The sequence below is a fragment of the Methylomonas defluvii genome (assembly GCF_033949435.1).
Lineage (GTDB): Bacteria > Pseudomonadota > Gammaproteobacteria > Methylococcales > Methylomonadaceae > Methylomonas > Methylomonas defluvii.
Genome location: NZ_JAXARY010000001.1, coordinates 361,960 through 386,586, shown reverse-complemented (window position 1 = coordinate 386,586; position 24,627 = coordinate 361,960). Strand labels below are relative to the sequence as shown.

Annotated in this window: 18 protein-coding genes; 6 read left to right on the top strand and 12 right to left on the bottom strand. The window is 55.2% G+C overall.

Annotated features, from left to right (window positions below; genetic code table 11):
- Nucleotides 1–5: 5 nt before the first annotated feature.
- The 9 genes from QLH52_RS01755 to QLH52_RS01715 form a co-directional block, all read right to left on the bottom strand.
- Nucleotides 6–929 (bottom strand): diguanylate cyclase domain-containing protein, encoded by a 924-nt coding sequence (locus QLH52_RS01755; RefSeq protein WP_319960353.1) that lies wholly within the window; start codon nucleotides 927–929, stop codon nucleotides 6–8.
- A gap of 2 nt (nucleotides 930–931) precedes the next feature.
- Nucleotides 932–3,964 (bottom strand): hybrid sensor histidine kinase/response regulator, encoded by a 3,033-nt coding sequence (locus tag QLH52_RS01750; protein ID WP_319960352.1) that lies wholly within the window; start codon nucleotides 3,962–3,964, stop codon nucleotides 932–934.
- A 4-nt stretch (nucleotides 3,965–3,968) separates the two neighbouring features.
- A complete protein-coding gene (locus QLH52_RS01745; RefSeq protein WP_319960351.1) occupies nucleotides 3,969–4,634 on the bottom strand; it encodes a YfiR family protein in 666 nt (221 codons plus the stop codon).
- A gap of 153 nt (nucleotides 4,635–4,787) precedes the next feature.
- Nucleotides 4,788–5,876, bottom strand: coding sequence for a lipocalin family protein (locus QLH52_RS01740; protein WP_319960350.1), 1,089 nt, complete (start codon nucleotides 5,874–5,876; stop codon nucleotides 4,788–4,790).
- A gap of 27 nt (nucleotides 5,877–5,903) precedes the next feature.
- A complete protein-coding gene (locus QLH52_RS01735) occupies nucleotides 5,904–7,940 on the bottom strand; it encodes a TonB-dependent receptor plug domain-containing protein (protein ID WP_319960349.1) in 2,037 nt (678 codons plus the stop codon).
- A gap of 361 nt (nucleotides 7,941–8,301) precedes the next feature.
- The gene (gene modC / locus QLH52_RS01730; RefSeq protein ID WP_425256937.1) at nucleotides 8,302–9,378 is read right to left on the bottom strand and encodes a molybdenum ABC transporter ATP-binding protein; all 1,077 of its coding nucleotides are present in this window, start codon (nucleotides 9,376–9,378) and stop codon (nucleotides 8,302–8,304) included.
- An 11-nt stretch (nucleotides 9,379–9,389) separates the two neighbouring features.
- On the bottom strand, nucleotides 9,390–10,076 hold the full coding sequence (gene modB, locus QLH52_RS01725) for a molybdate ABC transporter permease subunit (RefSeq protein WP_319960347.1): 687 nt from the start codon (nucleotides 10,074–10,076) through the stop codon (nucleotides 9,390–9,392).
- A gap of 339 nt (nucleotides 10,077–10,415) precedes the next feature.
- Nucleotides 10,416–10,730 carry a hypothetical protein gene (locus tag QLH52_RS01720; RefSeq protein ID WP_205453163.1) on the bottom strand — a complete coding sequence of 105 codons (315 nt, stop codon included), beginning with the start codon at nucleotides 10,728–10,730 and terminating at the stop codon, nucleotides 10,416–10,418.
- A 400-nt stretch (nucleotides 10,731–11,130) separates the two neighbouring features.
- Nucleotides 11,131–12,060, bottom strand: coding sequence for a LysR family transcriptional regulator (locus QLH52_RS01715; protein WP_205453161.1), 930 nt, complete (start codon nucleotides 12,058–12,060; stop codon nucleotides 11,131–11,133).
- 188 nt (nucleotides 12,061–12,248) lie between these two features.
- Here QLH52_RS01715 and QLH52_RS01710 point away from each other — a divergent pair, with 188 nt between their 5' ends.
- From QLH52_RS01710 to QLH52_RS01685, 6 genes are read left to right on the top strand one after another with little or no spacing between them, the layout of a single operon-like run.
- Nucleotides 12,249–13,841, top strand: a complete 1,593-nt coding sequence (locus QLH52_RS01710; protein ID WP_205453160.1) for a proton-conducting transporter transmembrane domain-containing protein — start codon at nucleotides 12,249–12,251, stop codon at nucleotides 13,839–13,841.
- The gene (locus QLH52_RS01705; RefSeq protein ID WP_205453159.1) at nucleotides 13,838–16,420 is read left to right on the top strand and encodes a YbcC family protein; all 2,583 of its coding nucleotides are present in this window, start codon (nucleotides 13,838–13,840) and stop codon (nucleotides 16,418–16,420) included. Before QLH52_RS01710 ends, QLH52_RS01705 begins: the two co-directional genes overlap by 4 nt.
- A 1-nt stretch (nucleotide 16,421) precedes the next feature.
- A complete protein-coding gene (gene cysD, locus QLH52_RS01700; RefSeq protein WP_205453158.1) occupies nucleotides 16,422–17,357 on the top strand; it encodes a sulfate adenylyltransferase subunit CysD in 936 nt (311 codons plus the stop codon).
- Nucleotides 17,357–18,679, top strand: a complete 1,323-nt coding sequence (locus QLH52_RS01695; RefSeq protein ID WP_205453157.1) for a sulfate adenylyltransferase subunit 1 — start codon at nucleotides 17,357–17,359, stop codon at nucleotides 18,677–18,679. Before cysD ends, QLH52_RS01695 begins: the two co-directional genes overlap by 1 nt.
- Before the next feature lie 32 nt (nucleotides 18,680–18,711).
- Nucleotides 18,712–19,347: a MarC family protein gene (locus QLH52_RS01690; RefSeq protein WP_205453156.1), complete on the top strand. Its 636-nt coding sequence runs from the start codon at nucleotides 18,712–18,714 to the stop codon at nucleotides 19,345–19,347.
- A gap of 58 nt (nucleotides 19,348–19,405) precedes the next feature.
- Nucleotides 19,406–20,296 carry a DUF6671 family protein gene (locus tag QLH52_RS01685; RefSeq protein WP_205453155.1) on the top strand — a complete coding sequence of 297 codons (891 nt, stop codon included), beginning with the start codon at nucleotides 19,406–19,408 and terminating at the stop codon, nucleotides 20,294–20,296.
- A gap of 128 nt (nucleotides 20,297–20,424) precedes the next feature.
- Here QLH52_RS01685 and zwf read toward each other — a convergent pair whose 3' ends face one another.
- The 3 genes from zwf to groL form a co-directional block, all read right to left on the bottom strand.
- On the bottom strand, nucleotides 20,425–21,915 hold the full coding sequence (gene zwf, locus QLH52_RS01680) for a glucose-6-phosphate dehydrogenase (RefSeq protein WP_205453153.1): 1,491 nt from the start codon (nucleotides 21,913–21,915) through the stop codon (nucleotides 20,425–20,427).
- Nucleotides 21,916–22,042: 127 nt separating this feature from the next.
- Nucleotides 22,043–22,789, bottom strand: a complete 747-nt coding sequence (locus QLH52_RS01675) for a response regulator (RefSeq protein ID WP_205453151.1) — start codon at nucleotides 22,787–22,789, stop codon at nucleotides 22,043–22,045.
- A gap of 176 nt (nucleotides 22,790–22,965) precedes the next feature.
- Nucleotides 22,966–24,606, bottom strand: a complete 1,641-nt coding sequence (groL, locus tag QLH52_RS01670) for a chaperonin GroEL (protein ID WP_319960346.1) — start codon at nucleotides 24,604–24,606, stop codon at nucleotides 22,966–22,968.
- Nucleotides 24,607–24,627 lie beyond the last annotated feature (21 nt).

Genomic DNA, 24,627 nt, shown 5'->3' with positions numbered 1-24,627 from the left:
CCGAGCTAAACGGTCGAATAGCTTCCGCGGGCGCCGTTTCGACCGTTTTCTTTAGCCAAATACAACTGCCGATCAGCCTCGTCCAGTAATTCGGACGGCAATTGTTGCAGCGCCGGCACCACCACCGCAAAACCGGCGCTAATCGTCACCCAAGGCGAAACGCTGGAGCGGGTATGTGAAATATGCTGCGCTTCAACACGCCGGCACAGCAATTCGGATACGCGCTGCGCGCCTTCAATGTCGGTTTCCGGCATCAGCATCACAAACTCCTCCCCGCCGTAACGCGCCACCAAATCGCCGGAGCGACTCACCGAAGCCGCCAATATGGTGGCCACCTGCCGCAGACAAATGTCGCCCGCGCCGTGGCCGTGGCAATCGTTATAGGCTTTAAAATAATCGACATCCACCATCACTAAAGCCAAGGGCAACTGATTGCGCTGCGCACGCTTCCATTCGTTTTCCAAGACCTGATCGAAGCGCCGCCGATTGGGTATACCAGTGAGGCCATCCATCCAGGCCATCGCTTCCAACATGTCCGTCATCCGTTTCAGGCGGATATGATTGCGGATCCGCGCCTTAACCACCGGCAAATAAAACGGCTTGGTAATGTAGTCCATCGCCCCCAAATTCAGCCCGTATTCTTCGTTGGTCGCCGCGTTCATAGCCGTCACAAATATCACCGGGATTGCCGCAGTTTGCGGGTCGCTTTTCAGACGCCGGCAGACTTCATAACCGTCCATGCCCGGTATCATCACATCCAACAGGATCAAATCGGGCGGACCTTGCCGGTCGATGGCCTCCAGGGCTGCCTCGCCGCTGACCGCCACCTTGATGCGATACTCGTCGATCAAATTTTCCGCCAACACCTGAATGTTGGTCGGTGTATCGTCTACGATCAAAATCAAGGGTTTGGAGATTTCGGCAGTCATGACTATCCTCTGTTTTGTCGCTGTGACGCTATCAAGGCCAGCAACTCCGCCAAGGTCACTTTAGCCTGACCGTAATCGATATTGCCGACCTGTTTTTCTATTTTTTTTATCAGTAACCGGGTTTCCGGACAAGGTAGCGCGGCTTTCAATTGCTCGATCAAGTCATTGGGGACAAAATCGCTACCTTCCAATAAGTCGCGCAACTGGCCGGCCAACTCGTCTGCCGCCGACCAATCGGCGGCTTGATTCTGTAGCTCGGCAACGGCGCCCATAGCGGTGAAATCGGCAATCGTGTTCAGGGTGGCCGTCAGACTGGCCTCGCATGCGGCGAGGCAAGCGTCAAACGGCATACCGACATGCAAAGCTTCCTCCAGATTCGCCGCGGCCCGGCTCAGTTCTACAGCGCCAAGCACGCCGGCTGCGCCCTTCAAATTGTGCAGTAAATCAACCGCCTGCTCGGTTTTTCCGGCGCCATGCAACGCTCTCAGGCGTTGCATGGTATCGGCAAATTTATCTCGAAAGCACTCGAACAAAAGTTGCAATTTATGGCTGTCCTCGCCAATCATAATCCGAATATACCCCATATCGAATCCAGGCAGCTCCCTGGATAAGCCGGAGACTATAGACTCCGGTTTCGGCAGCACCGGCTCGACCGACACACTTCGTTCGGACGGCTTTATCCAGCGCAACAGGGCCGCCATCAAAGTCTGCGGCAACACCGGCTTGCCGATATGATCGTTCATGCCGGCGGCGTAACAATCGTTGCGCTCACGCTCCTGCACCGCTGCCGTCATGGCGATGATGGGCAAATCGGCAAACCGCGCATCCTGGCGGATCAGCCGGGTCGCTTCGATACCGCTCATCTCCGGCATTTGTAAGTCCATCAGCACCGCGTCGTAACGATTTTTCCTGACCGCCTCCACCCCTTCCCGGCCGTTGTTAACTACAGTGACGCGCAAGCCGGAGCTTTCCAGATATTCCCGGGCTACCATCTGGTTAACCTCGTTATCCTCCACCAACAAAATGCGCGCCCCGCGTATCGAAGCGGCCATACCCGCCAGCAGCGGCCGGCTTTGTTCATTGCCTTGCTCGGGGTTGCCGCCCTGCAAGCGCGTCAAGGCTTCCAGCAAGGTGGATGGCATCACCGGCTTGACCAAAATATCATCGGGTACTGCATCGCCGGCCGCACTTAACAATTTCTCACGACTGAAGGCAGTCACCATAATCACGACCGGGGCGCTGCGGATTTCGGTGCGGCGCACCATCTCCCGAATCTCCCTGGTGACCTGCACACCATCCAGACCGGGCATTTTCCAATCCAGCAACACCAATTCGAAGTCCCGATCAGCGTCGTTGGCCGCGCGCAGCGCTTCCAAGGCTTGTGCGCCGGATGCCGCTTCCTCGACCTGAAAGCCCCAGGCCAGCAAAATATCGCGCAACATCTGCCGGGAAATGTCCAAATCATCGACGATCAACACCCGCATGCTTTGCAGATGGCCGGGAATTTGTCGGGCTTTCTGCTCGGACGGAAACGGCAGCAGCAGCGTAAACTCGAATAGGCTGCCTTCGCCAAGCTGGCTCTGCACGGCTAAATTACCGCCCATCATTTCCACCAACCGCTTGCTGATGGTCAATCCCAGCCCGGTGCCGCCGAAGCGGCGAGTAATCGAACCGTCGGCCTGGGTAAAGGCATGAAACAAATGCTCGAGCTGCTCCGCAGACATGCCGATACCGGTATCACGTACCGAAAAACTCAAAGTGGAGTAGCCGTGGGTTTTTGCCAACTGGGAAACTTTGATATGAATTTCCCCGGCCTCGGTAAATTTCACCGCATTGCCAACCAGATTGTTCAATATTTGCCCCAAGCGCAACGCATCGCCAATCAAGCGCGGCGGCAAAGCGGAATCCAGTTCCAGCACCAGTTCCAAGCCTTTTTCCTCGGCGCGGACGATGAACAGATTCAGCACATTCTCCAGCACATCCTCCAAACTAAACGCTTCGGCCTGCAATTCCATGCGGCCGGCTTCGACCTTGGAATAATCGAGAATGTCGTTGGTAATCCCCAGCAAGGCCAGCGATGAGGTGTGAATTTTCCGCAGATAATCGCGCAGCTTGGGCGACAGATCGCTGTTCAAGGCCAAATCCGACAAACCGATGATCGCGTTCATCGGTGTGCGGATTTCATGACTCATATTTGCCAGGAACATACCTTTGGAACGCGAGGCCGCTTCCGCTTCGTCTTTGGCTTGCAATAATTCTTCGGTACGCTGCGCCACTTCGGCTTCCAGGCGGTCGCGATGCCCGGTAAGGGTTTCATCGCGCAATTGGATCTCGCCCAACATGGTATTAAACGCCTGCACCAAATCGCCAATCTCGTCTCGGTCGCGCTGCGCCACCCGCAAAGTGTAATTTTTATCCTCGGCGATAAGCCGCGCGGCCGTCGCCAACTCCTCAATCGGTCTGGAAATGATGCGCTGCAAGCGGATTGCCAACAGATAAACCAATATCAGCGCCAGCCCCGCCGCCCCCAAACTCTTCCCTAAATCGACCAGTTGATCGTTCCATTGCGCGGTGAAATCGGCTTGCAACAACACATAACCGACCAACTCGGTATTTTTGATCACCGGCGTGAATAGCTCGGCGCGCCGGCTCCAGAAGTTGGTGCGCAGTTCACGGAACGGCCGGCGAAAGTCACTGGGTACATCAATATTCGCCGTTCCCCGGCTCCATGAAGCGAGTACGCTGCCATCGACAGACACCATCCAGGCCGCATACAGCTCCGGCCGGTCTTTCAACGACTCCAGCAAACGGCTGGCTTCGGATTTATCGGCAAACACCAACGCGGCTTGGCCGTTTTCGGCCAACACGTCCGCCAAACTGGACAATTCGTGCAATACGCTGCGATAGCGGCTCACCACCGAACTAACCACCATCACCGATAGACTGACGAACAGGCATACCGCACAACTGAACATGATGATGGACACCAGTTTGCGCCGCAGAGACCAGTCGGCAAAATTGGGCAACACACGCATCACACTATCTCCCGTAAACAATGGCGGCAATATTCAACAGTTGGCCGGGCAAATGCAGCCGGGCGTTACGAATCGGTTCCAGATTCACTTCAAATACCACCTTGTTTTCGCGAAACAGCAAGCTGATACCGCCGCCTTTTTCGGCAAAGTCGTCGATGTCGGATAGGGTCAGCACCGGCGCATCGCCTAGTGCTTTTAAGGTCACCACAAAGTGAGATTTCTCGGAGCTGCCGAGAAACAACAGATGGCAAGTAGTCAAATCGGGATCGGTATTGTTATGTTGGACAAACCGCAAAATGCGTTCGCCGGCCTTGCGTCCGTCCAGGGCTTGCAACTCGCTGTCCAGCACACTATTGCCGACCACACACAACAAAATGTCCGCGCCTGGCGGCAATACGTCGGCGGGCCATTCCACGAATTTGGCAAAATTGTAGAGATAGGCGGCTTTGATCTGCGCCTCCGACAGGCTGGCGGCCGGCAATACCTGCCAGCCTGGCACCACTAGGCAAAGACAGGCGAAAACCCATTGGCGCGCCAGATAGCGTCTGGATTGCGGCGCGAAAAAACGCGGGCGCAGATAGTTTTTGACAATACCCCGCATCACGCCCATCGCGTCAGCTAAACGTTTCTGTCCGGCCATTTCGGAATGTATGCGAGATCCTTTTTGCATCGGGTTTTGGTTAAGAACCGTCCGGGTAGCTTTACGACGATGTGGTTTGGCGGAAGCCGGCAATCAAGTTTGTGAAAGTAGAAACGCAAACCCCAGTAGTCTTGTCGGGGACCGGCTTGCGTTTCTAGGCTTGATGTCGAATGATTTAATAGTTTAACCGCCTCTGCCGGGGCAACGGCAAAAACCGTTCAATTCTACGTAGGCATTTCCGGCGGCGGCACCGGCTACGCTACACGCACCTTCCCAGTATGTCGGCCCCACCCAAAGAGTATGCTGCGCGTGTAATTCCTGGTCCAGCACCAAAGGCTGCACGGTAAATTTTTCGCCGCGCACCTCGACTTCCCAACCGGAAGGATAGGTACAGCCGGTATTCGGACTGACCCATTCGCCCAGCACGGTAACCGTAAATTCGTGTGCCGCCAGCGTGACCGTTTGCCCTTGGGCATCGGTAATCGAGCCGGATTTTTCGACCGACGTGTCGCTGCCCTTGAAGTCGAACAACATGATTTGCCGGTTGTCATCGAGTTCAATCGCAAACCATTGCCAACCCTGCAGAATGGCTTGATAGAGTTCGCCGTATTGTCTGTCGAACCAGCTGTTGCCGGTGACTTGAAAAGTCTGGCCGCCGATACTGATAGTGCCGGTAGTCGCCATTTTCGGCCGCGAGTAATAGTAAGTGTAACCGCCGAAACGGTAAGGGTGGGGATCGCCGCCGTAATGCAGCGCCGGAGGCTGGCTGGCATTGAGCTCCAAATCCAGCACATAGTCGCCGACTTGCGCATGCAATCGATCATGGCCATCGCCACCGACCGCAGTAACTTTATTGTCGGCGCCGGACGTCAGGTTGAAACCGTTGGGGGTTCGATTGGGCAAATGAAACTCGACGAACTCTTCAAACGAGAAACGTTGACCATTCACATCGGTAACCGCCGCCTGCACCAGCTGATCGCGAAAAATCACCAAACTGTCGAACGAGAAAAACACAATTTCAAAGCCAAAGCGGCGGCCGTCGTCGGTGAATAAATGCCCGGTCCAATACCACCACTGCACTTGTTCACTGGGTAAAAAGGCATCGTCGGCCGGCAATTCGACCGGACCGATCAGCCCGCGGCGCGGCAGAAATAAACACGCCAGCACGGTCAATACTAACAGCAGCCAAGGCAATAACGGCGGCTTCAGCAGGCCGACAATCAACACAATCCCGGCAATAATCCAGGGCAATTTTTTCCAGAGCTTACGCATGGTCGATACTCTTTACGGGTTGAAAAATCAAAAGCGCCAGCTGAGTTTGCCGTAGATCGAGCGCGGCACTTCCACAGCACTACTGGGCAAGGACAGCGCGGATGAATCTTTATATTCCGGATGGCTGGGAGAGAACAGATTTTGGGCGATGACGGCGAACTCCACGCCGTTATAGGGTTCGTAAGCCAGTCTGGCATCAAAGGTGGTGTAGGCCGGCACCGCCTGGCTGGTGGAATGCAAGCGGCCAACGTGGCGCAGCGTAAAGTCGAGCTTGATTTTTTCCGGCAAATCCATCTGCCAGCGTAAGGAGCCGCGATGGCGTGGGCTCAATCCGGCAATATCCGGATTGAGCGGGTCCTGGGGAATTTCCATTTTCAGATGGCTGTAATTGCCGCTGAAGCGCATCCAATCCAACACATGCCATTCGCTGGCGATCTCGATGCCGCGCGTGGTGAAATCTTGCTGGGCGTTACTCCAGATCAAGGACTGGGTGAGCCCTACCAACTCCCCACGGCGGAATAGCACCAAATCGCTGTAATGGTTGCTGAAGGCGGTAATATCGGTGGAGAATTTTTCGGTCCACTGAGTGCGGTAACCGATTTCGGCGGCGAAGATTTTTTCGGCGCGCAAATTGGGGTTGGGCTGAGCGATGACTTGAATCTGATCGAAAGGCGCCGGCAAACCGGTCGGCACGCCGCCCAGCCCCACATTGGCCTGGGCTTCGCCGCGCGCCGGTGTCCGCGACGCCCTAGAAACCGAAGCCCATACCGAATGCACTTGGTCCGGCGTCCACATTAAACGGGCGTTGGGCTGCACTTGAGTATTACCAAAGTGGCTTTCTTCCAACTTGGTACCCAGCGTCAAGCGCAGGGTGTTGTCTATCAACGTGATGTCGTCCTGCACGAAGACGCTGCCGTTGTGGTAACCCAAGCTGTTGGGCGTAAAGGCGATGGCCGAGGTATTGACCGTGGTACTGTGAATAAACCGGTAACTGGCGCCCCACATCAAATCGTGGTCGGCATTGGGATGCAGGCGATGCTGAAAATCGATATCCAACATATCTTGACTGTCGGACAGCGCTGCAGCGCTGAAAGCGACCCGGTCATAATAGCCTTGCAGCATGAATTCAGAACCGTCGCTGAAATTGCCTTCCCAACGCGCCAGCAGGTTGGCGCCATCGGCATGGTCGTCGAAATTGAACTCGCGGTTAAACGGCGGCAACACGGTTTGCGGTACCACGGTATTACCTATGGTCTTGCGGTAAACATCGCCTTGCACGGTGTAGCGGCTGTCATTGGATATCCGGTCGTCGATACGAAAACCGCCCTGCACCGAGCGCCAGTCGTCGTGCAACCTTTCTCCGCTTGCGTTAACAAAGGTATCGCGCTCAAAGGTTTTGGCATACACCCGATAACTGCCGTCGTCGCCGATCCGACCACCGTGCCGGTAACCGGCGAACCCGCGTTCCTGGTTGCCGCCGCCCGCCACAAACAGATTGCCTTGGGTGTCCTTGGCCTTCTTCGTAATGATATTGATCACGCCGTTTACCGCGTTGGCGCCCCACATCACCGCACCCGGCCCACGGATTACTTCGATACGCTCGATGTCTTCCATCAGCGTATCCTGTAAATCCCAGAATACCCCGGAAAACAGCGGCGTATAAACGCTGCGACCATCCATCAGTACCAGCAATTTATTGGCATAACGGCTATTGAAGCCGCGCGCGGTAACCGCCCAGACACTGGCGTTGATTTGCGCTACCTCAAGGCCGGGCGCCAGGCGAAGTGCGTCGGGAATACTGGTGGCACCGGAACGGCGAATGTCTTCCTGACTGATCACGAACGCCGCCGCCGCGGTATCGGATACGGTCTGCGACTTTCTGGACGCCGACGACACTTCCATTTGCATCAGTTCGTTGATGGAAAAAGCTTCGATATCCGGCGCGTTGTCGGCTACCGCACTACCGAGAAGATTGACGTTAAGCGCCATACCGAACAGAAACAGGTTTAATCGATTCGTCGCTTGTATTTGATACCGGCCATCAAGCCATATCTTTGCTTTCATTTTTTTATTATTTTGAGGTGACAACTATTTTGACGCGGGGGGCCGTCGGCTATCCATCCAGCGATACCCTCTCCGGCAAACAGTTTACAAGATAGTCGCTAAATGCCGATAAAGGGTCTGCAATGCGCCAACATCGAAAAATTCATTGCGTTTTTTGAGGGCTATCACATTTCATGCGGCAAAATTGCGCGCCAGCGACAAGTAATCGGCTCCGCGCTAAGGCTGCGCTGATTGCGGCGTCATTGCTGCGAAAGCGAAGATCCTGAGCTTTGAATGTTCCGGGTTCCGGTTCGGACGGGAACGACGGTGATGAACAAATCAGCGCTGCGAAACGCCGAACCGTAAAAGTGAGCGGAAATGCCTACCGAACGATGGAAGTACCCTTGATTTGCACATAAACGGCCATGCCGGGCTGCACGTTTAACAACATCGCCGATTTTTGGGTGATATGCGCCAGTAGCACCTCGTCGCCGACTGCCAGTTGCACCACCGTTTGGCCCTGGCCCATTGCACTCAGCGCCAGCACCCTGGCCGGCAGAATATTCAGGATGCTGGACGCTTCCGGCGGTTGCAGGGTAATACTGACGTCGCGGGCGTAAATTCTGATCCGGACCGGACTGCCGACCGGCATATCCAAATACGGCAAACTCAGGCTGCCACCGGCGAATTCGGCATGGCTGAGATGATACTCGGCTTCGTGGCTGATCAACTTACCCTGCCAGACGCTGGCCGCTTGCCGATCCAAAGCCATAGGCCCATCCAGCCGAGTCAGGGTTTCCGCCAGCGGCCCGCAGGCTAAGGCTTTACCGGCCTTCATCACCAGCAGGTGGTCCGCGAGTTGATTGACCTCCTGCAAGGAGTGGGTGACGTACAGAATCGGGATTTGCAGATTCTGATGCAAGCCGGTCAAATAAGGCAGGATGTCCTGCTTGCGTTGCTCGTCCAGCGAGGCCAGCGGCTCGTCCATCAACAACACATCCGGGCTGGCGGCCAAGGCCCTGGCAATGGCTACACGCTGCCGCTCGCCGCCGGATAGCCGGGCAGGCAAGCGGTCCAGCAAGGGCCCTATCGCCAGCAAGTCAATGGCCTGCTCTAAGGAAAATGCCCGGTCCTTGGTTCGTAAGCGTCGCACTGCATAATCCAGATTGCCGCGCACCGACAGATGCGGGAACAGATTGGCCTCTTGAAACACATACGCCAGATTACGTTTATGGGTGGGCAGAAAAAAGTCTTGCTCGCTATCTTGCCAAAGGGTGTCGCCGATTTTCAAAAAGCCCCGCGTTGGCCGTTCCAAGCCGGCAATACAACGCAGCAAGGTGGTCTTACCGGAACCTGAGTGACCGAACAGCACCGTCACACCGCTGGCAGGCAATTGCAAATCCACATCCAAATCAAATTGGTCGTAAGCCAGGCGCAAGCGGGCCTGAATGCTTGGCACTTGGGACATAGTCATTTCAAGGATTGCGTCAGGGTTTGGGTTTGTTGGCTGTTGTACAGCAGCAGTAACACCAAGAAAGAGAAGATCAGCAAGCCGCCGGCCAGCCAATGCGCCTGCCCATATTCCAAGGCTTCGACATGATTGTAAATTTGCACGGATACCACGCGGGTTTTGTCGGGAATATTGCCGCCCACCATCAATACCACGCCGAATTCACCGACGGTATGGGTAAACCCCAGCACGCCGGCGGTTAAAAATCCCGGCTTCGCCAAAGGCAGCGCCACGCTGAAAAACCGATCCAGCGGTCCGGCTCCCAAGGTCGCGGCCGCTTCCAGCGGCGCATCACCCATCGCCACGAAGGCGTTCTGCAAAGGCTGCACCACGAACGGTAGCGAATACAACACCGACGCCACCACCAAACCACCAAAGCTGAACGGCAAAGTGCCGATACCCAACCACTGGGTGAATTTCCCTACCACCCCAGCCGGCCCCATCAACACCAATAAGTAAAAGCCCAATACCGTCGGCGGCAATACCAGCGGCAATGCCACCACGCTATTGATGACGCCTTTCCAGCGCGAGCGGCTGCGCGCCAACCTCCAGGCCAGCGGCGTGCCCAACAATAGCAACAGTAAGGTAGCCAGACTGGCGACGCGAAAGGTCAAAAACAAGGTGTCGAGATCGGCGGCGTTTAGCATGCAAGGCTTGGTCTAAGTGACGGGGAATCGCGACAAGGCGACACATCTGCGGTCTATTTTCGCTAATCGGGCTGGTAGAACGCCAGCAAAATACGCAATGGCGTATAGAAAACCCGCAGCTACGACGAGTATCGGCACAATAGGCGCGACATTATCAGCGCCTATCCCGATTAAGTTATTCGCCCGGCCCTTAAATTCCCAGGCGTCGTCGTGCCTGCAAAGGCGGAAGCGCCGATTTTAAGGGCCGGAGTAGTCTTCGACTTGCTGCTTCCCCCTCTTTTTCAAAGAGGGTATATCTTAAAGATTTAAAGTTATTGCAGTTAAATCAACAACAAGGGCTTATTTTCCGATAATCTGCAAGCGGTTTTCCAGCTTGGCCGCCACCAAGGCATCGTAATGCCGTTGCAGCATCGAATCGGTTGGCCGCGGAAACAAGGTTGCCTCAATCTCGCTTTGCAATTGCGTCAAAAAATGCCGTTTGAGGACCGAATCCTCGGGCAGTCCCTCTGCCGACCCACCGACATCGCCTACTGCTTTACTAGTGCCGCTGGATTTATTGGACTTTGCGTAAGCCGACAGCATGCAACCCAAGGGCGCGAATGCACAGGCAGCCACAATCAACATAATCAAACCGACCCATATCACTTCACTCATCTCATCACCTTAATGACATTGCCAAAAAATCGGCGACCGGCTTTGGCACGCGCCTGCCGCCCTCTTGAAAATCCCAGTGATTTTCAATTGACCCACAGCAATATCAATGCCATGGAACTCAGCGCCCGCAAGCCGCGGAACACAAGGACTTTCAGGGATGTGTCACAGTTTGAGTGTATTGTTTTGAGACAGGAATGCGACAAGACCGCAACATTCAGAAAAATTGTCAGTGATACAAATGCAGACGTCTTCATGGGAGCGATGCCTTTGCCAGTCACTAGACTTAGCACCCAGGCAACACATTCCGCTATTGCATTGATGGTTTACTCCCGCACTTCAGGCCTTGCCAAGCCGCCTCGGCAAATTGGCATGCAAACCCACTACGCACGCCCATTCTGACTTAAGCCTTGCTGCCAGCTGTTGAAACATGATCACCGTCAGAAACCCTTGATTCAGACGAGCTGGCCAGCAAATCTTTGACTAAAGCATTCGGGAAACGCCGGCTCGGCGTGATGGCATAAAAGCGCTCGCGAATATCCGCGATACGGTAGCGCTCCACCAACAGACCTTGGCGTAATTCATCCAGCACAACCACCGGCGGTACGAGGGTCAAATGGCCGGACTCGCGCGCCAGCAAGCGCAGCATCGCCATGTCATCGACTTCGGCCACCACCAACGGCCTCACGCCGGCTTGTTCCAGCAAGAAGTCGAACGCGGCCCTAATTTCGCTTTCAATGCTCGGTAACAGCAGGGGTCTGCCATGCAGATCCTGCGGGAATTGAAACGGCAGATTGTCGGCGCAGGGTTTACCCACCAAGCTCACCGGCTGTTCGTCCAACAGATGGCAATGCCAATTGGTTTGCGCATCTCGCGGAACCGGCCGGTTGGACAGCACCAGATCGATGGTGTGTGTATGCATTTGCGCCAGCAATTCGCGCAGGCTGCCGGAATGCAACACCAGTTCGACATCGCTGCGCAGGACTAAGGAGCGGACCAACTCCAGCTGAAAATTACGCGACAGGGTCGAGACTGCACCAATCCGCAATAACTGCCGCTCGCCCGCCGAACGGCCATGCATCAAGCTGATCAATTCATCCCCGGCGCGAAAAATGGCGTTGGCATAATCCAAGGCAATTCGTCCGGCTTCCGTTAATTGCAGGCGTTTGCCTTCGCGTTCAAACAACTTTTGCCCAAACGATTCTTCTAGCTGACGCAATTGAATACTCAGCGCCGACTGTGACACATGTAAGCGTTCAGCAGCCCGCGTCAAATTGTTTTCGTTGGCGATCATCCAGAAATAACGCAGATGGTGATAGTTCAGAGAGGCCATTTACACATTAACAAAAAAGAACGTTTAGATTAAATACATATATTGGATGAATCAATAGCCGGTTGCTAGCATGACCCTACTCTCAACACTTCGGAGATTCTCATGAACCGCACTATCCGCTGGGCAATCTTATGCATCGAACAATCTGACAGCAACGCTGCATTGTTAATCAAACAGGAGTTGCTGCCATGACATCCTTGATCAGTTACTTGGCTGTTTCGACTCCGCTGCTGTTGTTTCTATCCGGCACTCCGTCCTCCGCCTGGGCGACACGCCACCTGCAGCAAATGGGCAAACTGTGCGGCACTTTATCCATCATGGCGGTACTCACAGCCGGGCTTTCCGGCATCGGCATTTTCTACCAGGATTCATCGCCTGTTAGTGTCGCAGATAACGGCTTATACATCGACAGACTCTCGGTCATCATGCTGATGCTGGTGGCGTTCATAGGTGCCGTGGTCATCCGCTATTCGCGTCATTATCTGGATGGCGATCCCGGTCAGGGCCGATTTTTTAAGTGGCTGGCATGGACTATCGCGGCAGTCATGACCCTGGTCATCGCCGGCCATTTCATATTATTCGTGCTGGCCTGGATTCTCACCAGTCTGTGTTTGCACAGATTATTGTTGTTTTATCCGGAACGCCAGGGGGCTCGCATCGCCGCGCGCAAGAAGTTTGTCTTCAGCCGCTTAGGCGATTGCGCGCTGATTTTGGCAGGGGTTTGGCTTTATCAAGTCTTCGGCACCCTTGAATTCAGGGAATTGTTCGCACTTGCAGACAAACCGGTTGCGGACACCGGCTTGTTGAACGCCGCAGCCTTTGCCCTGGTGATTGGGGCTGTGATCAAATCGGCGCAGTTTCCATTTCACAGTTGGCTGCCGGAGGTGATGGAAACCCCAACGCCCGTATCGGCGCTGATGCACGCCGGCATCATCAACGCCGGCGGATTTCTGGTGCTACGCATGAGCCGCATACTGGTGCAGGCGCCCGCCGCACTGCACGTGGTGGCAGTCATCGGCACCATTACCGCTCTTTTCGGCTCATTGGTGATGCTGACTCAAACCAGTATCAAAAAATCGCTGGCCTTTTCCACCGTCGGCCAGATGGGTTTCATGATGTTGCAATGTGGGCTCGGCGCATTTTCTTCTGCGATGCTGCATATCGTCGCCCACGCCTTGTACAAAGCACACGCCTTTTTATCCAGCGGCAGTGTGGTGGACATTGCCAGGGCTGCCTGGGCGCCGGCGCCTCGTGACAATCGCCATCCAGGCGAACTGTTGCTGGCGTTCATTGCCGCCTTGGGCTTGACCGTTGGCAGTGCCGGCTTGTTCGATCTGACATTTAGGGAAGAGCCGGGCATTGTACTGTTGGGTGCCATCTTGCAAATGGCCTTGACCTATTTGTTGTGGAATGCCGTGGCCCATCAAACCGGTCCAGCGCAAATCGGCAAAGCCCTGCTGATTGCCGCCGGGGTTAGCCTTTTATATTTCGCCCTGCAAACCGGATTCCTGCATGTGCTCCGCGCTGACATTGCTGGCCAGATGCCGATAGACAGCCTGTTCGATAGTGTATTGCTCATCATCGTACTGGCGGGCTTTTTCACGATTTTGATGTTACAGATTCAGTACCCCGGCCCGGCGGCTGCCCAGGTTTGGCAAGCAGCCTACGTGCATATCTACAACGGCTTTTACATCAGTACTCTGGCCAACCGCATGATTCATCGGTATGGGTCCAAGCCCGTCAGTCTTAGCCATCGTCACTCTGGAGGAATGCCGCAATGAACTCAGCTGTATTGTCATTTAAAACCACCCACCCATTCGACGGCACCGAGACAGGCGTCCGCGCTGATAGCCGGGATACCTGGCAGACCCCAGGCATACTGGCAGCCATAGAGCGTGCCTGCGACCGCATCGCTCCGGTATGGCCGTTGCAACAATTCGTGGCGGTCAACCCCTTTCTTGGCCTGAGCGAGCGGTCTTTTGGCGACGCTTGCACCTTTAGCGCGCGGATGGGTCAAGGCGAGATGCTGATGCCGGCGAGTTTCTATGCCGAACACTATCGTTCGGGCCGCATTGAAGAGTCCGATGTCAGGCAGGCACTACAACTTGCCGGCAGCAGTATGTCGCTAGAACAATGCCTGTCCCTATTGCATGAAGCGTCGGGCCAGGATTTCGGGTTGACCGGCAAGCGCTGGCAGACCTTGGCGGAGCATCTGGACGCCATGCGTGGCAGCCAGTGGTCGGTATTGATTACCGAGGAAATATCCAAATGGTGCGCGGCCTACTTCGATCAAGGACAATCCGCATGGCGCATGCCCTGGCGGGGGCTGCCGCTGTATGCGGCCTGGCGCCGCGCTGCGGCCTTTGATCGCACGCCGGAATTAGCCGGCCTGTCGGCGTTTCGTCAGACGATAAACGCCTTGCCTGAAGAGCCCATTGAGGCGATTACGCAGATACTCACTGAAATGGGTTTGCCCAGCGCCCGACTCGATGATGCCTGTCATCGGCAGTTGCTGACGGTGGCCGGCTGGAGTTCTTGGGTGTGTTACAAACATTGGCAAACCAGCCCCGAGAAAAACCAGGATGCCTTGCGGCAACTACTGGCCATACGGCTCAGCTATGACTATGCGCTCATTTCGGCGGTGGCAAGCCGGCAAGATGTCGAGACATGGCGAGGCCATTGGCAAGACGCGCCGTTGACAGATACCGATACCGGCGTAGCGCTTGAAGTACGGCATATTATGCAGTCGGCCTACGAATTGGCAACGCAACGCCCCTTGTTCGAAAAACTCGCGTCGGCGCTGGCCTCAACAGGCCCTTGGCAAGCCCAGCGTAAAAACCTGCAGGCAGTGTTTTGTATCGACGTGCGTTCCGAAATTTATCGGCGCGCTCTGGAAATGCAATCTCATACTATCGAAACCCTTGGTTTTGCCGGTTTCTTCGGTTTCCCCATCGAATACATCGCTCTTGGGCACCATCATGGTCAGCCGCAATGTCCGGTTTTGCTGAAGCCTAGATTCCGGATTCGGGAAAGTGTAACCGATGCCGATGTCGGCGAACTGCGCGGCATCCTGGAAAAGCGCTGGCTGCGCAAGCGCTTGAATAGACTTTGGAAGGGCTTTAAAAATTCCGCGGTGTCGTGTTTCTCTTACGTGGAAATTTCCGGTCTGAGCTTCGCCGGCAAATTGCTAAGCGACAGCCTGGGTTTGACCCGGCCGGTAGTGAAACCGGGTATCGCCGGTCTGGACAAAGCCATCGTCCACCGCATCGGACCGGTCATTACCCGCCAGCGCGGCCGTCTGATTGCCAAGGGGCCAGTAGTCGAAACCGGTATCGCCCTTGGCGATCGCATCGAACTGGCGCGCAAAGCGCTGCAGGGCATGAGCCTGACAGACGGCTTTGCCCGGCTGGTGTTGTTATGCGGCCACGGCAGCACCGCCGTCAACAATCCTTACGCTGCCGGCCTGGATTGCGGCGCATGCGGAGGACACAGCGGCGAAGCCAACGCCAGGGTGGCGGCGGCGGTGTTGAATGATCGCGAGGTCCGCGCCGGCCTGGCAGCGCAGGGACTGACTATCCCGAAAGACACCTGGTTTGTCGCCGGTTTGCACGATACGACCACGGACGAGGTGCGGCTGTTCGACCTTGAGCAAATCCCGCATTGCTTCGGCGAAGACCTGTTGCTATTACAGCGCTGGCTGAATCAGGCTTCACAACTCACTCGCCAGGAGCGCGCGCCGGGTTTGGGATTACCCCGCCACGATGCCGCTGCGCTAATGAAAGCCGTTACTCAACGCAGCCGCGATTGGTCGCAGATTCGTCCGGAATGGGGTCTGGCGGGGAATACGGCTTTTATTGCCGCGCCCAGACAACGTACGTATCACTTTGAATTCGACGGTCGGGTATTTCTACACAACTACGATTACCGGCAAGACTCGGATACTGCGATTTTGAGTCTGATCATGAGCGCGCCAATGGTGGTGGCCAGCTGGATTAATCTGCAGTACTACGCCTCGACCGTGGATAACCGCCGCTTCGGCAGCGGTAACAAAGCGTTACACAATGTGGTCGGCACCATCGGCATTCTCGAAGGCAACGGCGGCGATTTGCGCACCGGCTTGCCTTGGCAATCGCTACATGACGGCAAAACCCTGCGCCACGAGCCGGTGCGTTTGACCGTGGTCATCGAGGCACCCGCCGAGATGATCGAGCAAGTATTGGCAAACCACGCCGAGGTTCGGCAATTGGTAGACAACCACTGGTTACACCTGACGCGCATCGATCCGTTGGACAACCACTGCTATCGCTATCTACAGCCGCAGCACTGGCAAGCCGTCACCGATTCTGGCAAGGAGAGCTAATATGAACGAGCAAGTAAACACACCCGTCAACCAGACACACGTAGCGGCGGACCACCTGGACTTACTGGAAGCCGAGGCGCTGTTCATCCTGCGCGAGGTGATTGCTGAATGTCGCCATCCGGTGTTGTTGTTTTCCGGCGGCAAGGATTCGGCGGTGTTGTTACATCTGGCCTACAAGGCGTTTCATCCCGAGCGCATTGGCTGCGCGCTGTTGCACATCGATACCGGTCATAACTATGATGAAGTAATTGCCTATCGCGACCGGATGGCGGAACGCTACGCTTGCCAGTTGCACGTGCGCAGCGTCGAAGACTCGATCCGCAAAGGCTCGGTACGCTTACGGCATGCGTTGGAATCGCGCAATGCCTATCAATCGGTGACTTTGATGGAAGCAATCGCCGAATTTGGTTTCGATGCCTGTTTGGGTGGCGCCCGACGCGACGAAGAGAAAGCTCGGGCCAAGGAGCGTATCGTCAGCGTGCGCGACGAGTTCGGTCAATGGGAACCCAAAAATCAGCGCCCTGAGCTCTGGTCTTTGTACAACACCCGCGTGGCACTGGGCGACCATCTACGGGTATTCCCGATTTCAAACTGGACCGAACTCGATGTCTGGCAATACATCCAGCGCGAAGACATCGAACTGCCGGCGCTTTACTTCGCCCATCCGCGTGAAGTGGTGCGGCGCGGCGACATTCTGGTGCCGGTAACGCATCTGACACCGGCCCAGGCCGGCGACACCGTGGAAACCATCAGCTGCCGTTTCCGCACCGTCGGCGATATTTCCTGCACCGCGCCGGTGGCATCGTCAGCCGGTAACGTTGCCGACATCATCGCCGAAACCGCCCAATGCCTGCTGACCGAACGTGGCGCGACCCGCCTGGACGACCGCGCCTCCGATGCGGCGATGGAACAACGTAAAAAAGAGGGGTATTTCTGATGAACGCACCTAGCTATGTGACACTTGAAAGCCAATTTGACGAGACCGTGCAACCCGCTAATTCCGGCCTGCTGCGGTTTATCACCGCCGGCAGCGTCGATGACGGCAAGAGCACGCTGATCGGTCGCTTGTTGTACGACACCGGCAACGTCGCCGCGGATCAATTGGCGGCGATTCAAGCCACTTCGCAAAAGCGCGGGCTGGCGGCTATCGATTGGTCGCTGTTGACCGATGGTTTGATCGCTGAGCGGGAACAAGGCATTACGATTGATGTGGCCTACCGCTATTTCGCCACATCGCGGCGTAAATTCATCATCGGTGATGCGCCCGGCCACGAGCAATATACCCGCAACATGGTCACCGCCGCCTCCAGCGCCGACTCGGCGATTTTGTTGGTCGACGCCAGGAAAGGCGTCACCACCCAGACCCGCCGCCACGCCTATCTGGCACATTTACTCGGTATCCGCGAGTTAGTGCTGGCAGTGAACAAAATGGATTTGGTGGATTGGCAACCTGCGGTATATCAAGGCATTGTGGATGCGTTCAACACCTTTGTCAGCGCCTTGGGTCGTCATCACGTGCAAGCCATTCCGCTATCGGCTTTAAACGGTACCAACGTGACAACGCGCGCGGAGGCGATTCCTTGGTATCACGGTCCCAGTTTGCTCGAATACTTGGAAGCCGTCCCGGCCCGGCGCGATGCCGAGCGGGCCCCGCTAAGGCTACCGGTGCAGCGTGTGGTGCGGGTGATGCTGGGCAATGCCGCCAACGGAGCAAGCGATACGGAATTTCGCGGTTATCAAGGCGCACTGGCTTCGGGACAGCTGCACATTGGCGATGAAGTAGCGGTGTGGCCGACCGGCCAGCGGGCGCTTATCAAGGGCTTGCATGTGGCCGAACAGTCATTGGCCGTGGCAAGCGTAGATCGCGCGGTGGTAGTGGCGCTGGATAGTGAAATCGACATTTCGCGCGGCGATATGCTATCCAGCCCCGTTCAGCCTCCGCGGGTCGTCAAGACACTCACCGCCGATATGTGCTGGTTGTCCGAGCAGCCACTGCAAGCGCGGGGTAAGTACCTGGTTAAACATACCACCCGCACCGTTAATGCTTTCTTCGAAGAGTTAAGTTACCGGGTTGACGTCAATACGCTGGACCACCAGGCCACCCCGGAAACGGCGGTCATGAACGACATCCTGCGGGTCAAACTGAAATTGCAACAGCCACTGTTAGTCGATGCGTATGTCGATAACCGCACCACCGGCAGTTTCATTATCATCGATCCGGTATCGTTGCACACGGTAGCGGCCGGCGTGATTATCTAACGCTATAGGGTCTACAAACAGGAATCCCCCAAATGAATTGGAACGAATATGTGCAATTGCTCGCCGGCTTGATTTCCGTAGTCAATCCGATCAGTGCCATGCCGATTTTTCTGTCGTTGACTTCGACAAAATCACCTGGGCAACGTCTGCAGACAGCAATGACCACCGCATTTGCGGTGGCGATGGTGTTGTTCACCTCGCTGCTGGCCGGAGAGCCTATCCTGAATTTCTTCGGCATCGGCCTGCCTGCGTTTCGGGTGGCCGGTGGTCTGTTGTTGCTGTTGATGGGCATATCGATGCTGCGAGTCAGCGATGATCGTTCTCGGCACACACCGGAAGAAGACGCCGAGTCGCACGAAAAGGCCTCGGTCGCGGTGGTGCCCTTGGCGATTCCGTTGTTGGCGGGGCCTGGCGCCATCAGCACCACCATCGTCTACGCCCATCGCGATTTGTCCTTGGCGCATTATTTGTTGTTCAGCGGCGTGATCGTATCCGTCAGTGTCATCGTGCTGCTCATCCTGCTGCTAGCACCGCGCATCATCGCCTTGATGGGCCAAACCGGCATGAACGTGGTGACGCGGGTCATGGGCTTGTTATTGACCTCGACCGCCGTCGAATTTATCGCCGGCGGCTTGACTGAGCTATTTCCTATTTTGGCAGGCGGATGAATGAGCCCGACAGAAAATCCGATTACAGCGCGTTGGTCTAACCTACCCCCACAAGCCTATGACGACAACCAAGCTTTACGAGGATTTAAGCCGAACAGTAAGCGCTAATGTTTCGGTGTATCGGGGGCAAAGCGTGGCCTTACTGACCCAACATGGCAAAGAAGCGCCATTGCGCGAAGTGCTAGGTGCCGGTTTGGGCTGCCGGATTCAGCATGTCAGTGACTATGATACTGACCAGTTTGGCACCTTTACCCGAGACATCGCCCGCATTGGCAGTCAGCTTGACGCCGCGCGCGCCAAAGCAAGAATGGGTATGCAACTCTCCCGCCTGTCGATAGGTTTGGCGAGTGAAGGGGCGTTTGGGCCGGACCCGGTCTCGTTCATGCTGCCGCATAATCTGGAGTTGTTGCTGTGGATTGACGACGGTTTGGGTATAGAAGTGATCGCGACCGCATCCGGGCATACCAACTTTTCCCACAAAACCGTCCCCGACTTTAAAGAGGCGAAACACTTCGCCGAATCTGCGGGGTTTCCCGAACACCATTTGATCGTGCGACCGGATGATGAACATCACCCGCAGTTTCGTAAGGACTTGTCGACTTGGGACGCTTTTCAGGAGGCCGTGGATTGGGCTTTATCTTTATCCCTAACCGGGAAAGTTTTCATCGAAACCGATATGCGCGCATTCGCCAATCCGACACGTATGCTCAACATTCGCCGCGCAGCCGCAGCTTTGGTGGAAAAATTAAGTTCGCTCTGTCCCGCTTGTGGCGCGCCCGGCTTTGCCAAATCTGGCGTAGTCCGCGGCTTACCTTGCGAGGATTGCGGACAAGCCACTGAGCAAGCCAAGGCGGATATCATTGCTTGTGTGCGATGCACGCAGCAAATTTTGATTGATCGAGAGGAACAATTTGCTGCGGCGGGCAATTGCGACTACTGCAATCCATAACGCACATCATCAATCCGCTCAATAAAACCTGAGAAGCTAATCCATATTAAGCACCAATTTCTCCAAACAAATCAGTACTTAATATATGAAACGCGGCTAGGCAACAGCGTTACGCAACCAAAAACCGATTACGGCTGACACTCCGGCATCAAGGAACTGCGCCAGTACTGGTCTTCCTTCTCGAACAAGCGGCGGCTTTCTTCCGGCCCCCAGGAACCAGCCGGATAGGTGGCGATATAGTCCCGCTCGGTCACCCAATTTTGCAGAATGGGATCGACGATGCGCCAGGCGTATTCCACTTCGTCGAAACGCAAAAATAGCGAACGGTCGCCCTTCATCACATCCAATAACAAATCTTCGTAGGCATCCACGCGGCGTTCGTCGGGATTGCGGAAGCTGGCATCCAGGCTGGTAGTGCGGGTACGCATTTCCAGACCCGGCTCTTTAACGGTCATTTCGATGCGGATGCATTCTTCCGGCTGAATCCCCAGCAATATCCAGTTCGGCGTCATGCACTGCACATGGGTATCGCGGAAAAACTGAAACGGCGGGTGGCGAAAGCAGATCGAAATCGAGGATTGGCCCTTGGCCATGCGCTTGCCGGTGCGCAAGTAAAACGGCACGCCACGCCAGCGCCAGTTGTCGATCAACAATTTCATGGCCGCATAAGTTTCGGTACTGCTGTCAGCGGGAATATTGGCTTCCTCCAGGTAACCGCCCACTTTTTGACCTTCGATATTGCCGCGGGCATATTGGCCGCGAAAGGCATGTGCATGCACAGCCGATTTCGGGATCGGCCGAATGGACTTCAGCACTTTGACTTTTTCGTCGCGCAGCGATTCGGCGTCCATGGACACCGGCGGCTCCATCGCCACCAAGGTTAACAGCTGTAACAGATGGCTTTGCAGCATGTCGCGCATCGCCCCGGCGCTATCGTAATACTCGCCGCGGCTACCTATGCCCAGTTCTTCGGAATGCGTGATCTGCACATGGTCGATGTAATTGCGATTCCACAAGGGTTCCAGCATCACGTTGGCGAAACGAAACACCAAGACGTTCTGCACCATGCCCTTACCCAGATAATGGTCGATGCGGTAAATCTGGTCTTCGCTTAAATAGCGGCTCAGACGTTTTTGCAAGGCCTGTGCACTCTCCAGATCGTAACCAAATGGCTTTTCGATCACTACTCGTCGCCAGCCGTATTCTTCGTTCAGCAACTCCACCTGGCTCAAGGACTCGATGACATTGCCGAAATCACTGGGACCTATGGCCAGATAGAAGGCCATATTGCGGGAAAATCGCGGTTGAGCATTTAGCGTTTCCGCCAGGGATTTATAGCATTCCGGCTGGTCGAGATCGCCGCGATGATAATCCAGCCGTTCGGCAAAACGGTTGAATACGGCCTCGTCCATCGGCGTATTGGCCTGCTCTAGCAGCAAGGCCTTCACTTCGGCCAGCCAGGTTGCTCTATCCCAGGGACGGCGGCCCACCGCCAGGATACGTGTGCCTTCCGGCAGTTTTTTTTCCAATTCCAGATGATAGAAGCCCGGCATCAGCTTCAAGCGCGCCAAATTGCCGGTAGCACCGAAAATGACGTAAGTGCAGGGGTCTGTATTCATAAAAGCCACCTTGTCTTTACTTTGGAATGTAGGGTGCAGTTTGCATCATTTGCGCGGGCGCGTCGAACGCCAAAGCGCCGCAGCCGATAAAAGCAGCCAAATTAGAGCCACGCCAGTGTCACCTTGATCATAATATGGGGTCATCGTCACCGAGACACTTCAGAACTTGATCCTGGTTATCCAACAGCCGAATCAGCTTAATTTTCATTGTATTAAAGCGCTGTTGCGCCAACTCTGCGTCGGCTTGTACCAACGCTTTTTGCAAGTTCTCGACGACCGCCAGGCAATCGGCAAAATCGTAAAAACAAAAGGTGCCATGCAGTTTATGGTTCAAATCCCACGCCTGTTGCAGCAATCGATTGTCCAAGGCCCGCTCGATGTCGAGTATTAATCCCGGCAACTGCTCAAATAATTTGCCCATCAAGACTTGGCTCAACTGCCGGTTATGCTGGGCTTTGCGCAAAAGTTGCCCGGCATAATACTCGGCGTTCACCGGCTCATGTTGCCGCCAACGCACCAGCAATTGCTCCAACTGGTAAAGGCGAACCGGCTTGACCAAACATTCGTTGAACCCGGCGGCGATTGCCCGTTCCTGCTGCTGATTTTGCGCGTGAGCCGTGACGGCGACTGCCGGCGTTTGCCGATTGTAGTTTTCGGTGCCGCGCAAATTGGCGGCGACATCGAAACCACTCAAAAACGGCATGTTCACATCCAGAAAGATGAAGTCGTAGCGGCGTTCTTGCAACAATTGCCAGGCCTCCCGCCCGTCTTTTGCCGAGGTGATATTGGTCGTCCAGTATTCCAACTGTTCGCGTAACAGCCATAGATTGATTTCATTGTCGTCAGCGATCAGAATCGAAAAATCGTTGGTCATAGTTAATGGCTTCGAGCTGTGAATAATTTGCTGATGCCGTTATCGAATGTTTCGCGGCAAAAATCAATCTATAGTGCTGCACACCATCGTAAACCGTTCCACACCCAAAGCGCCAGACAATAAAAAACCCCGGCACCTTGCGGCAACCGGGGTTTTCAGGCCGAGGCCGAAGGCGATTACATCATGCCGCCCATGCCACCCATGCCGCCCATATCAGGCATTGCAGGGGCTTTATTGTCGGATGGCGCATCAGCAATCATCACTTCCGTGGTGATCATCAAGCCTGCCACTGAAGCCGCGTTTTGCAGCGCGGAACGGGTCACTTTCGCTGGGTCCAGAATACCCATCGCGATCATGTCGCCGTATTCGCCGGTTGCCGCGTTGTAACCGAAGTTACCGGTGCCTTTTTTAACTTCATTCAGAACTACAGACGCTTCATCGCCGGCGTTGCTGACGATTTGACGCAAAGGCTCTTCCATAGCACGACGCAGGATGCTGATACCTACGTCTTGGTCGTGGTTGATACCTTTCAGGCCGTCCAGAGCAGACAATGCGCGGATCAGCGCAGTCCCGCCGCCGGCAACTACGCCTTCTTCAACCGCGGCGCGAGTTGAATGCAGCGCGTCTTCAACGCGAGCTTTCTTCTCTTTCATTTCTACTTCGGTCGCAGCGCCGACTTTGATGACCGCTACACCGCCAGCCAATTTGGCCAGACGCTCTTGTAATTTTTCACGATCGTAATCGGAGGTCGCTTCGTCGGCTTGAGCGCGGATTTGCGCGACGCGGCCTTTGATTTGATCTTCGTTGCCAGCACCATCGATGATAGTGGTGTTTTCTTTGTTGATTTGGACACGTTTTGCAGTACCCAATTGGCTGATGTCAGCTTTTTCCAAAGACAGACCTACTTCTTCAGAAATCACCACGCCGCCAGTCAGAACTGCGATGTCTTCCAGCATGGCTTTACGACGGTCACCGAAACCAGGTGCTTTAACCGCAGCCACTTTAACGATACCGCGCATGTTGTTGACAACCAAAGTTGCCAAGGCTTCGCCTTCTACGTCTTCCGCGATGATCAATAAAGAGCGGCCGGATTTAGCCACGCCTTCCAGAATCGGCAACATTTCGCGAATGTTGGAGATTTTTTTGTCGTACAACAGGACGAAAGGATCGTCCAATTCGACGCTCATGCTTTCTTGTTTGTTGATGAAGTACGGCGACAAGTAGCCACGGTCGAACTGCATACCTTCGACAACGTCCAGTTCGTTGTTCAGACCAGTGCCTTCTTCAACAGTAATCACGCCTTCTTTACCGACTTTTTCCATCGCTTCGGCAATGATCGCACCCACTGATTCGTCGGAGTTAGCAGAGATGGTACCTACTTGCGCGATCGCTTTGCTATCGCTGCAAGGTGTAGCGGCTTTTTCAATCGCTGCAACCGCTGTAGTGACTGCCAGATCGATACCGCGTTTCAGGTCCATTGGGTTCATGCCCGCTGCAACTGACTTCAAGCCTTCGTTAACGATTGCTTGAGCCAAAACAGTCGCAGTGGTAGTACCGTCGCCGGCTACGTCGGAAGTTTTAGAGGCAACTTCCTTCACCATTTGCGCGCCCATGTTTTCGAATTTGTCTTTCAATTCGATTTCTTTGGCTACCGATACACCGTCTTTGGTAATGGTTGGTGCGCCGAAGCTTTTATCCAATACAGCGTTGCGGCCTTTAGGACCCAAAGTCACTTTTACTGCATTTGCCAGAACGTTAACGCCTGCCACCATCAGTGCACGCGCGTCGCCACCAAATTTTACGTCTTTTGCTGCCATTTCTTATTCCTGAGATATTGG

Bases quoted from the DNA above. Each gene is read 5' to 3' on its own strand.
- modB (WP_319960347.1), bottom strand. From the start codon at position 10,076: ATGCTAAACGCCGCCGATCTCGACACCTTGTTTTTGACCTTTCGCGTC.
- QLH52_RS01705 (WP_205453159.1), top strand. From the start codon at position 13,838: ATGAACTCAGCTGTATTGTCATTTAAAACCACCCACCCATTCGACGGC.
- QLH52_RS01710 (WP_205453160.1), top strand. From the start codon at position 12,249: ATGACATCCTTGATCAGTTACTTGGCTGTTTCGACTCCGCTGCTGTTG.
- QLH52_RS01685 (WP_205453155.1), top strand. From the start codon at position 19,406: ATGACGACAACCAAGCTTTACGAGGATTTAAGCCGAACAGTAAGCGCT.
- QLH52_RS01735 (WP_319960349.1), bottom strand. From the start codon at position 7,940: ATGAAAGCAAAGATATGGCTTGATGGCCGGTATCAAATACAAGCGACG.
- QLH52_RS01755 (WP_319960353.1), bottom strand. From the start codon at position 929: ATGACTGCCGAAATCTCCAAACCCTTGATTTTGATCGTAGACGATACA.
- QLH52_RS01720 (WP_205453163.1), bottom strand. From the start codon at position 10,730: ATGAGTGAAGTGATATGGGTCGGTTTGATTATGTTGATTGTGGCTGCC.
- QLH52_RS01740 (WP_319960350.1), bottom strand. From the start codon at position 5,876: ATGCGTAAGCTCTGGAAAAAATTGCCCTGGATTATTGCCGGGATTGTG.
- groL (WP_319960346.1), bottom strand. From the start codon at position 24,606: ATGGCAGCAAAAGACGTAAAATTTGGTGGCGACGCGCGTGCACTGATG.
- QLH52_RS01745 (WP_319960351.1), bottom strand. From the start codon at position 4,634: ATGCAAAAAGGATCTCGCATACATTCCGAAATGGCCGGACAGAAACGT.
- QLH52_RS01695 (WP_205453157.1), top strand. From the start codon at position 17,357: ATGAACGCACCTAGCTATGTGACACTTGAAAGCCAATTTGACGAGACC.
- QLH52_RS01715 (WP_205453161.1), bottom strand. From the start codon at position 12,060: ATGGCCTCTCTGAACTATCACCATCTGCGTTATTTCTGGATGATCGCC.
- QLH52_RS01675 (WP_205453151.1), bottom strand. From the start codon at position 22,789: ATGACCAACGATTTTTCGATTCTGATCGCTGACGACAATGAAATCAAT.
- cysD (WP_205453158.1), top strand. From the start codon at position 16,422: ATGAACGAGCAAGTAAACACACCCGTCAACCAGACACACGTAGCGGCG.
- zwf (WP_205453153.1), bottom strand. From the start codon at position 21,915: ATGAATACAGACCCCTGCACTTACGTCATTTTCGGTGCTACCGGCAAT.
- QLH52_RS01690 (WP_205453156.1), top strand. From the start codon at position 18,712: ATGAATTGGAACGAATATGTGCAATTGCTCGCCGGCTTGATTTCCGTA.
- QLH52_RS01750 (WP_319960352.1), bottom strand. From the start codon at position 3,964: ATGCGTGTGTTGCCCAATTTTGCCGACTGGTCTCTGCGGCGCAAACTG.